Origin of the sequence: Empedobacter sp. UBA2044, from assembly GCF_002333005.1 — a bacterium.
Classification (GTDB): domain Bacteria; phylum Bacteroidota; class Bacteroidia; order Flavobacteriales; family Weeksellaceae; genus Empedobacter; species Empedobacter falsenii_B.
Window position 1 is genome coordinate 45,170 of record NZ_DDBA01000017.1, and the last position, 11,119, is coordinate 56,288.

8 protein-coding genes are annotated in these 11,119 nt (G+C 31.4%); 4 read left to right on the forward strand and 4 right to left on the reverse strand.

Annotated elements, in window-relative coordinates:
* The 3 genes from B4E59_RS01850 to B4E59_RS01860 form a co-directional block, all read left to right on the forward strand.
* Positions 1-202 (forward strand): hypothetical protein (locus tag B4E59_RS01850; RefSeq protein WP_291051003.1); only part of this gene is annotated, 202 nt, incomplete at its 5' end.
* Positions 203-265: 63 nt separating this feature from the next.
* On the forward strand, positions 266-3,367 hold the full coding sequence (locus B4E59_RS01855) for a type I restriction endonuclease subunit R (RefSeq protein WP_291051005.1): 3,102 nt from the start codon (positions 266-268) through the stop codon (positions 3,365-3,367).
* 99 nt (positions 3,368-3,466) lie between these two features.
* On the forward strand, positions 3,467-3,781 hold the full coding sequence (locus tag B4E59_RS01860; RefSeq protein WP_291051008.1) for a YobI family P-loop NTPase: 315 nt from the start codon (positions 3,467-3,469) through the stop codon (positions 3,779-3,781).
* A 292-nt stretch (positions 3,782-4,073) separates the two neighbouring features.
* On the opposite strand, the gene B4E59_RS01865 is transcribed toward B4E59_RS01860, so the two are convergent.
* The 3 genes from B4E59_RS01865 to B4E59_RS01875 all read right to left on the reverse strand — a co-directional run bounded on the left by B4E59_RS01865 (position 4,074) and on the right by B4E59_RS01875 (position 7,111).
* Positions 4,074-4,847 (reverse strand): hypothetical protein, encoded by a 774-nt coding sequence (locus B4E59_RS01865; RefSeq protein WP_291051011.1) that lies wholly within the window; start codon positions 4,845-4,847, stop codon positions 4,074-4,076.
* Between the two features lie 266 nt (positions 4,848-5,113).
* Positions 5,114-5,734 carry a DUF559 domain-containing protein gene (locus B4E59_RS01870; protein ID WP_291051014.1) on the reverse strand — a complete coding sequence of 207 codons (621 nt, stop codon included), beginning with the start codon at positions 5,732-5,734 and terminating at the stop codon, positions 5,114-5,116.
* A 279-nt stretch (positions 5,735-6,013) separates the two neighbouring features.
* Entirely contained in the window at positions 6,014-7,111 is a 1,098-nt protein-coding gene (locus B4E59_RS01875) for a serine/threonine-protein kinase (protein WP_291051017.1), read from the reverse strand.
* A 393-nt stretch (positions 7,112-7,504) separates the two neighbouring features.
* Here B4E59_RS01875 and B4E59_RS01880 point away from each other — a divergent pair, with 393 nt between their 5' ends.
* Positions 7,505-9,031, forward strand: coding sequence for a SulP family inorganic anion transporter (locus B4E59_RS01880; protein ID WP_115000917.1), 1,527 nt, complete (start codon positions 7,505-7,507; stop codon positions 9,029-9,031).
* A 208-nt stretch (positions 9,032-9,239) separates the two neighbouring features.
* Here the strand turns inward: B4E59_RS01880 and B4E59_RS01885 are convergent, their stop codons facing one another.
* Positions 9,240-9,509, reverse strand: coding sequence for a helix-turn-helix domain-containing protein (locus B4E59_RS01885; RefSeq protein ID WP_159155289.1), 270 nt, complete (start codon positions 9,507-9,509; stop codon positions 9,240-9,242).
* Positions 9,510-11,119: the final 1,610 nt, after the last annotated feature.

Consider the following 11,119-nt stretch of genomic DNA (forward strand, 5'->3'; position numbering starts at 1 on the left):
AAACAACGCAAGCAAAGCAATCCAGTCATTGCTCACCGTCATCGCGAGTATAACCAACGTCATTGCGAGCAAAGCGAAGCAATCCAGCAAACAACGCAAGCAAAGCAATCCAGTCATTGCTCACCGTCATTGCGAACAACGTGAAGCAATCCATAAAAAAACGCAACATATTGCTCACGTCATTACGAGCAATGCAATTTAGAAAGTGAAACAAATTAGAATCTAAACCATTCAACCCATTAACAGCTACTTAGAATAACATAAGATGTACAAAACGATTGCAGAATCCAACAATTACATTGTATTGGATAAATACACCAAATTCTACGAATTAAACGAGGCTCCGATTGCTTATCAATCAGAAGCTGCCTTAGAAAAAGAATTCATCCAAGATTTAATTGATCTGGGATACGAGAATCCGACTCATCTAAAATCAACGGATGCTATGTTAGCCAATGTGCGTACGCAATTACAAGCATTGAATAATATGGCATTTACCGATAACGAATGGGCGCGTTTCCTTGTCGAATATTTAGATAAACCAAGTGATAGTTTAGTCGATAAATCGCGTAAACTTCACGATAACCACATCTACGATTTTGTATTTGATGATGGTCATATTCAAAACATCTATTTAGTCGATAAAGAGCATATTACGCGTAATAAAGTACAGGTCATCTCACAAGTCGAACAAACAGGATCGCACGCCAATCGTTACGATGTAACAATTCTGGTCAACGGATTACCGATGATTCAAGTAGAGCTGAAGAAACGTGGCGTAGCCATTCGCGAAGCGTTTAATCAAGTCCATCGTTATTCAAAAGAGAGCTTTAATTCTGACAATTCACTTTTCAAATACTTGCAATTGTTTGTCATTTCGAATGGAACAGATACACGTTATTTTGCCAATACCGTTACGCGTAACAAAAACAGTTACGATTTCACGATGAATTGGGCAAAGGCTGATAATACCTTAATCAAAGATTTAAAGGATTTTACAGCAACTTTTTTTCAAAAAAATACACTACTTAATGTCTTGCTAACCTATACGGTTTTAGACATCAAAGATACATTATTGGTGATGCGACCTTATCAAATTGCAGCAACCGAACGTATTCTATGGAAAATTAAAAGTGCTTATCAAACCAAAAAATGGTCATCTTTAGAAAGTGGTGGGTACATTTGGCATACTACCGGTTCAGGGAAAACCTTAACCAGTTTCAAAGCTGCTCGTTTAGCGACTAAATTAGATTTTATCGATAAAGTATTTTTCGTGGTGGATCGTAAGGATTTAGACTTTCAGACCATGAAAGAATACCAAAAATTTTCGCCTGATAGTGTCAACGGTTCAAACAGTACAGCAGGTTTAAAACGAAACATCGAAAAAAACGACAACAAAATTATTGTGACAACCATTCAGAAGTTAAACAACTTAATGAAAGGCGATCAAGAGTTGGATATTTACAATAAACAAGTTGTTTTCATATTTGATGAAGCTCACCGTTCACAATTTGGTGAAGCCCAAAAAAACCTAAAAAAGAAATTCAAAAAATACTACCAATTCGGATTTACAGGAACGCCAATTTTCCCTGAAAATGCACTTGGTGCAGAAACCACAGCAAGTGTTTTTGGATCAGAATTACATGCGTATGTCATTACAGATGCCATCAGAGATGAAAAGGTTTTAAAATTCAAGGTGGATTATCATAATGTAAAACCTCAATTCAAAGGCGTTGAAACGGAAGTTGATGAAAAGAAATTAAGTGGTGAAGATGCGAAAAAAGCATTCTTACATCCTGCACGTATCAGCGAAATTTCTAAATACATCTTACAGAATTACCGCATCAAAACACACCGTACAAAAGGCGGAAATAACGGTTTCAATGCGATGTTTGCCGTGAGTAGCGTAGAAGCAGCTAAACATTATTACGAAGAATTAAACCGTCAGCAAATTGACAGTGAAAAACCGTTGAAGATTGCGACGATCTTTTCTTTTGCAGCCAACGAAGAACAATCAGCGATCGGAGAAATCATAGACGAATCATTCGAGCCTTCTGCATTAAACAGTACAGCAAAAGAATTCTTAACGAAAGCCATCAACGATTACAATAAGATGTTCAAAACAAGCTACGGAGTAGAAAGTGATGAATTTCAAAATTATTACCGTGATCTTTCAGAACGTGTGAAAAACAAAGAAATCGACTTACTAATCGTTGTCGGTATGTTTTTAACTGGATTTGACGCACCAAAACTAAACACTTTATTCGTTGATAAAAACTTACGTTATCATGGTTTAATTCAAGCATTTTCGCGTACCAATCGTATTTTAGATGCAACCAAATCTTTTGGAAACATTGTTACGTTCCGTGACTTGGAACAAGCAACAATAGATGCGATTACCTTATTCGGAAACAAAAACACAAAAAATGTAGTTTTAGAGAAAAGCTATAAAGAATATTTAGAAGGTTTTACCGACGCTTCAACAGGAGAAGCAAGAAGAGGTTTTGTAGAAGTTGTAAATGAACTAAACGAGAAATTTCCAAATCCTGATCAAATTGAAAAAGAAAAGGATAAAAAAGAGTTTACAAAATTATTCGGTGAATATTTACGTGTTGAAAATATCTTACAAAACTATGATGAATTCACAAGTCTAAAAGCCTTACAAAACATTGACCAAAGCGATGCAACTGCTGTAGAAGAATTCAAAGAAATGTACCATGTTTCGGACGATGATTTAGTTGTGATGCAAAAGATTCAATTGTTACCACAACGAGTAGAACAGGATTATCGTTCGACCTATAATGACATTCGTGATTGGTTAAGAAAAGAAAAAGAAGGGAAACAACCAGAAGATGGTGGAATCGATTGGGATGATGTGGTTTTTGAAGTTGATTTATTAAAATCTCAAGAGATTAATTTAGATTACATCTTAGAATTAATCTTCGATCACAACAAAAAAACAAAAAACAAAGCTGAATTAGTTGAAGAAATAAGTCGAGTTATTCGTGCAAGTATTGGGAATAGAGCGAAAGAAAGTTTGGTGGTTGATTATATTAATGATACCAACTTGGATAATATAGAAGATAAGCCTTCGATATTGGATTCTTTCTATGAATATGCTCAGCGTAAGCAAAAAGAGGAAGTAACTGAGTTGATTACGGATGAGGAATTGAATGAGGAAGCGGCTAAGCGTTATATATCGAATTCGTTGAAGCGTGAGTATGCGAGTGATAATGGTACGGAACTGAATTCAATTCTTCCAAAAATGAGTCCTTTGAACCCGCAGTATCTGACGAAAAAACAAAGTGTTTTTCAAAAGATAAGTGCTTTTGTTGAGAAGTTTAAAGGAGTGGGTGGGAGATTGTAAAGAAGTCTAACTTTAAAAATAGTATTGATCCTCAACAGCGAAGTTGGGGATTTTTTATTAAAAGAATAAACTTAAATTTACGGATATATATTATTACAAATGCCTTCAAGATATTCTATTATAAATAATAACGATGAATGTGTTAATTGTCCTGAAAAAAATAAATCTGAATTAACAAATGAAGAAAAAATTATACAATTTTCACATCTAAATTCAATTCATTTAAAAGAGGATGAAATAAAAAATTACTCTGATAAATTAGAGTGGGGTATAAAAAATAAAGCAGTTAAAAATATCGCAATCACAGGTTTATATGGTTCTGGGAAAAGCAGTATTATAAAGTCATTTATTAAACAACAAACAATCGCTAAAAGAAGGCAGTTGTATTTTCAAGAAAAAATAATAAATTTATAAACCAAACACTCTCTTAATTTTTAGAAAGAGGTGTCTCATTTATTTTGACAACATACAACTTTTTCTCGAATAACAATCGAAGGATACCCGCCCCCCTGAAGAAATGGGCTATTTTATTACTAAAAAATATTCAGGATAAAACAAGAGATATACCTTATTGTGTAAAATAAAAAACCTCACTAAAAACACTTAGAGAGGTTATATATTTATTCTTTTTGTCTTCAATCGTTTTTTAATACATCTCATGCCCTCCGGGCAAGACGAAAGCTTAGTTATTAGCTTTAGTAATATCTTATATTTTAAAGTTATAAATTTTTTGTAAATAAATTTTTATAATATTCTGAATTAATTGAATTGCGTCTTCATTAGTGGTTTTAATGAAATTATCAGGGTTTTGATTTCTACCGTGCCTTACGTCTGTTGACATAAGTGTAAAAACGTCATAATTTCCGTGATTTGCAGTTTGTTTAAAAGAACGTATATCTTTTTTAGTAATATTATAATCTATAAAACCTTCTGAAAGATTAATATTAATTTTTTGCTTAAAATAATATTCAAGGGTTTCATAAATTTTATATAAATTAGTAAAACTATAATCTAAAGAATTTAACATAAGAATTTCAAATATGTCATCATTTTTTTTTGATAATCCTAATATGATATTTAAAGGATGATTTCTTGGTTCATAATTAGAATCTTTTAAATTGTTTTCTAATTCTTTTTCATCGAAAGGATAGATTCTGGTAAAGTTGTTTTTAGAAGAAATAGGATGATATAATCTTGATCCTCTAACGCTAGTTGTCATTACTGGAGTTAATTGAATCTTTTGTGTTGTATTTTGATAATATAATCTTAAAGCACTATTTATAATTTCAATAAGAGTATTAGCTTTGTTCCATATTTCTTCACGATCATCTAATTCACAGAAATGTAAACTATATATACTTACAGATTCATCATAATCATTAAAAGTTACATCTTGAATTGAGAATTCATAACCACTTAAATTTCTTATTTCGAAAGGTATATCAATACTTTCTCTTAGAAGAATTAATTTACTAGACATATGATTTTATAGAAATTTAATAGTTTTAAAACTAATTATATTGGTTATTTTATTGCAGCTAAATTTTTTTACAAAGTAAACATAGTCTAATTTCTAAAAACCATCTACATTTCGTTATATTATTCCAAACATACAACAACCATCTCAAAATAAATTACGCTTTCACGTAAAAACAAAAAACCTCACTAAAAATGCTTTTAAAGAGGTTATTATTTATTCTATTTTTTTTTGTACCTAAAACTGGAGTTGTGCAACAGTTACCCTTGTTATTTATTGGTATTATTGTTTATTGAGTTATACTCTTTTTCTAAAAACTCAATTCCAGTTAAGTGTTTATTATTTTGCACTTTTAGAAAATTTAAATTTATTTTATATTGTTCTGGAAATTTGTAAAATTCTTCTGCCATTCTTTTAACTCCAGCAGGGCATAAGTATGCAGGTGTATTTTGTCCTTTAATACCAAGAGATGAAATTGATTCATCAAATAGTTCTTCTGAATATTCAATATTAAATAATGTACTAACAGCTGTTCTTGTTAGTTGAATGAAATATGGAATTCTGACTACTTTATATCCAAAACTTTCGTAAATTTTTGTATTTACTTCATCTTTTTCAATAGTTTCAGGTTTGGTATAATGAAGAAGTCCATCAAATTCAATAATCAATTTTAATTTTTCACTTCTATAATCAGGTCGACTTAAAATATTTTTACCTTCAGAATTGTTTTGACCAATTGTTTTATTATGAATCCAATCGTCAATTTCAGGGAAAATTGTTTTTAAATATACCTCAAGCCCGGTTCTATGTAAACCAGTATCCTTATCTATTCCAGATTTCTTTGCTGATTCAGAAGTTTCTCTTAAAAATCCCCATTTGTTATTTGACATTTAAATCATTTATTAAATTTGTTGATTGTTTTATACTTGTAGCTAACATTGTTTTTTTTACAAAGTAGAATATAGAAAAGTTTCATTAAATATTCCTTATATCTACATTTCCTAAAATTAAACCCAAATATACAAACAAAACTATATTGTATACCTTATTGTGTAAAAATAAAACCTTGCTAAAAAACACTTAGCGAGGTTGTATATTTATTGTTATTTGTGTTCAGTGATTTCAATACATATCATACTCTCCAGACAAGACGAAAGCTTAGTTATTAGCTACAGTTTTTCTATATCATTTAGTAATTCAATACAATCTGAATATCTATTTTCAATTGGATTTAAACATTTAGTTATTATTTCTAAAACCTTTTCTTCGATTCCATTTTCAGATAAAATTTTCATAAAATTAGAACCAGCAGGAGGTTGATTACAAAGTAATGTATACCAAATTGCACCAATTGAATATATGTCAGAACGTTTATCAATTAACTTCGGATTTGCAACAAGTTCAGGAGCATTATAATAACCGCTAATAGTTTGAGAACCTGTTTTTGTAAGTCTGGAATGAAGTTCATTTTCTATAAAAATTCCTAATCCAAAATCAATAACCCGAAATTGATTTGGTTTTGCTGCCATTATATTGCTAGGCTTTAAATCTCTATGAATTACTCCATTTTCGTGTGCGTGATTAATAGCACTAGCTATGCTCTTAATTGCTATAATTGATTTGTCAATACTCAATGTTCCAACTTCTTGTAGGATTTGATTAAGATTTTTTCCCTCAAAATATTCCATTCTAATAAATGGTCGTTTTCCAATGAGTCCAGCATCGTAAACTTTAATAATATTTCGATGATTTAGCTTGAAAAGAATTCTGGCTTCTTGAAAAAATCTTTCTAATTCTTTTTCGTCACCTCCACTTTCATAGAATGAAGGAGCAAAAACTTTAACAGCAAAATTTAGCTTAAGTAAACGTTGTTCATATAAGTAAACCATTCCAAATCCACCGTGTCCTATAACTTCTTTTTCTTCATAGTTTTTACTAAACTCTAAAGCACCTTCACCATTTTCGTATTCTAAGATTTCTAATATTGGATTAATTTCATTTGCAATTATAATTCTTCTTTCTGCATAAGAAGGAGCTTCTGACTTAATCCAACCCCAAAACTCATCTGAAGTTCTGCAAAGTTTTAAAAAACGCGGTACTACTTTCTCTAAGTTGCTATTTGTCAATATTAATTTTCTAAATCTAGAATATTCTTTTGTGTCAAAATCACCACCAGTTGCACGAGATACTAATCCCATTTTAAATTGCTCCATTTGAAGCAGTAAATCATCTTCGTTTTCAATAGTTGGTAGACTGTCTAATTTCATTGTGGAGTTTCGATTAATATTACTGCTAACGGTTTGGGTATTGCCGAAGGCGGGGAGTTTTAGCACCAAACTTCAATAGAAATACCAAAGTTCAAATATAGCAAAAATGTTCAATATAATTCCTTCAGCCCCGCTTTTGGCAATACCTTGTTACCTGCTGCCCTAATTTTTTATTAGGTTTTGTCAAGTTTTGTTTTGTCAAGTTGTCATAAAATGTTAATTTTGCAACCTCAATGAAAAAAACAACGCAAATATCTTCTCAAGTTACTCCGCCTTAATGGTTGGTTAATTGCTGTTTTTTCCCAATTCCTTTTATTGGTTTCTTTCGTGTACCCGAAATGCTGATTTTCGGTGCAAATTACATTTTATAAATTTTTACAATACAAATATCTTATGCAGAAAATTATCAATTTGTTTGATTTCAAACAAAAAGTAGATTACAAAACCGAAATTTTATCAGGTATTACCGTTGCTTTGGCTTTAGTTCCAGAAGCAGTTGCGTTTGCCTTAATTGCAGGACTTTCTCCGCTTGTGGGTCTTTATGCCGCTTTTATGATGGGCTTGGTTACGTCCATTTTAGGCGGTCGTCCCGGAATGATTTCGGGTGCAACTGGTGCAATAGCAGTAGTCATAGTTGTTTTAGCAAAAACGCACGGTGTGGAATACGTTTTTGCCACCGTTATTTTGGCAGGAATTATTCAAATGTTAGCAGGATTTTTAAAGTTAGGAAAACTTATCCGTTTGGTTCCGCATCCTGTTATTTTTGGTTTTGTGAATGGTTTAGCCATCATTATTTTTATGTCGCAGTTAGACCAATTCAAAGATGTTTCGGGCAATTGGCTCACAGGTTCAAATATGTATATTCTCTTGGCTTTGGTGGGTTTAACAATGCTTATTATTTGGGGATTGCCTAAAATTACAAAAGCTGTTCCCGCTTCCCTTACTGCTATTTTAGTGGTTTTTGGGTTGGTTTATTTTTTAAAATTGGATACCAAAACTGTTGGCGATATTGCTTCTATAAAAGGTGGATTTCCGCCGTTTCATATTCCTCAAATTCCTTTTAATTTAGAAACACTTCAAATCATTTTTCCGTATGCGGCTATTGTTGCAGGGGTTGGTTTGATTGAAAGTTTATTGACCTTGAATATTATTGATGAAATTACTGAAACAAGAGGACATAGCAATAGAGAAGCAGTGGCACAAGGAACGGCTAATATTTTATCGGGTTTCTTTTCAGGAATGGGCGGTTGTGCAATGCTTGGACAAAGCTTAATTAATGTATCCAGTGGAGCAAGAGCGAGATTATCTGGAATTATTGCATCTGTGGCTCTTTTAGTATTTATAATGTTTGGTAGTAGTTTAATTGAAAAAGTTCCGATGGCTGCACTTACTGGACTTATGATTATGGTAGCGATAGGTACGTTTGAATGGGCAAGTATCCGTATTATTAATAAAATGCCACGACACGACATTTTTGTAGGTATGTTAGTTGCTTTAGTTACTGTGTTGCTACACAATCTCGCATTGGCAGTTTTAATAGGAGTTATTATTTCAGCATTAGTTTTTGCTTGGGAAAGTGCTAAAAGAATACGTGCCAGAAAATACATTGACGATAAAGGAGTAAAGCATTACGAAATATTTGGTCCACTTTTCTTTGGTTCAACTACAGCTTTTACAGAAAAATTTGATGTAATTGGTGACCCCGAAGAAATAATTATTGATTTTAAGGAAAGTAAAGTGGTAGATATGTCAGCAATAGAAGCGTTGAACGTTTTGACACATCGTTATGCTAAGCAAAATAAAAAAGTACATTTGAAGCATCTAAGCGAAGACTGTCGACAATTATTGAAAAATGCAGAAAGTGTTATCGAAGTAAATATCATTGAAGACCCAACTTATAAAGTGATGTTAGATAAATAATTTTTTTTAGCGACTTTTCGAGGTCGCTTTCTTGTTGCGTAGTGTTTGGAAAGGGTTGCAGGTAACATTGTTTTTTTACGAAACTAAAGCTATATCTTCATTTAGTGTAAATAACAAATATATAAATTAATCTAATTTATTACCATTGTTGTATATATAAATAATTGAATAAAAAAAGCTTCATCTGAAGCCTTTTTATTTATTTAAATTAATTATTATAAAATTTATTAAAGTCTTCAAAAAAATCTGACAAGCTAATTTTTTCATACTTTAAAATTAAAGCTATAGTAGATAATGGAATATTGTACCCATCTCCTTTAGATATTTTACTAATTGTTGAAGATGTTACTCCGACTGCTTTTGCGTATTTATTTTGGCTATTATTATTGCTTATATTATTAAAATTGGATAAAAAGCGAATCGTGATATATTCACATAATTTTTTATTGAGGTTACTTTTATAATCGTTTTTTTCCATTTTGTTTAAAAAAAAGTGTTCGCTATAGCGAATAGTTAAAAATTATTGTTATATTTGTATAAGCGAATTGATAATTAGACTTTTAATAGTCATAATTAAACGATGTAATCTCGACTCAAAACGACCAATTTTCTATCGAGAGTATCGTGAAATCGCTTCATGTCTCAAAAGTTTTGTACTTTCGTATATGGCATGGAGTGTTTCTCACGTTAGCTTTAGGTTGAAGCTTTATAAATTTTCGAATTTTTAAAGCTGGGTTTGGTCGCCCATGGTTCTAAAGTGTGAGAGCGCTCCTTGCTTTTTTGCAAGTATTTCTTCATACACGAGAAACATCGTTCCATAAAACCCAACACAAAATGAGAACGAAACAATTTCCATTCATCCGTAAAAAACCGCCAGACAAAGTCTGTTCGTTTTTTCCATTCTTTTAAAGAACAATTCTCCGTTTTATAACATTTAACGGAACGTAAAGAAAAGGTTCCCCTTTCTTTACTCGCTCTCTATCTGAGCCTCGGTAATGAGACTTTGAAAGCATTCGTTTTACCTTTTTTATTCGCACACTAAATGTAAAACGTTTATTGCCATTTTCCAAATTTATTGGGGCTACTACCTGTTTTAAGTTGTAAGTAATGAGTTATAAGTAATAAGTTAAATGTATGATGTACAGATTAGATGTTAGTTGTTTGAGTGGAATCTAAATCAAATATATAGGATGCGATTCTGAGACAAGTCAAGAATGACAAAACTCATTGTAGAAAGTGAATTTGAATATTGAAAAAGGAATTAAAAAAATGTCATATGATTTGGAGGCGAGTGTCAAAAAGCTGAGATGCATGATTAAGATTATTCATTTTTTTTCTTGATAAAAAACACATTTGAGATTAAGAGGAGAAGCTTTATAAGCTTCGGTATATTACTTTTTGCTTGATCAAAAAGTAATCAAAAAATCAAGACCGCGATTTTCGACGTTCAATTAACATTTTACGCACTAAAAAGATTAAATGATTCGCATACGCTCACTAATCTTTTTTACGCTTGTTTCAATGGATTGAAGCTCGTCTGCAAATCGTATGTCAACTCTAAAATTCGTTATTAAAAAGTGGATTTGAGTATTAATAAAACCGTAAAACGTAAAGCGTAAAACTTATAACGTAAAAACAAAAACCCCTTTCCCAAAAACAAAGTTGGCGCGATGTACAGGAAAAGGAGTGGCTTTTAAAACTAATGTTGAATTTTAAAAACTTATGTAAAATTATGAAAGAGTAAACAGATTCACACTCTATCCCCCGAAGACACCATAAGAAGAAAGTAAATGATCTTCATAAAGTAATTAGTGTTAAATTTTAGTTTTCATTTATTAATGTATTTTTTAAAACTTGTCTATCGGGGGAATTTCTTTTTAAGAGGAATATATTATAAACAGGCACGCGCGCGCGAAAAAATAGAGATGAAATTCTAAATTGAATTTACGATAATTAGTAGCTTATTATTTTATTACGTTCATTTTTTTTCTTGATAAAAAAAACGAACCAAAAGTTATTCATATGATTTATTATTATTTTTAAGGTATTCATGAATGCAAAGCATTACAAGACCGCGATTTTCGACGT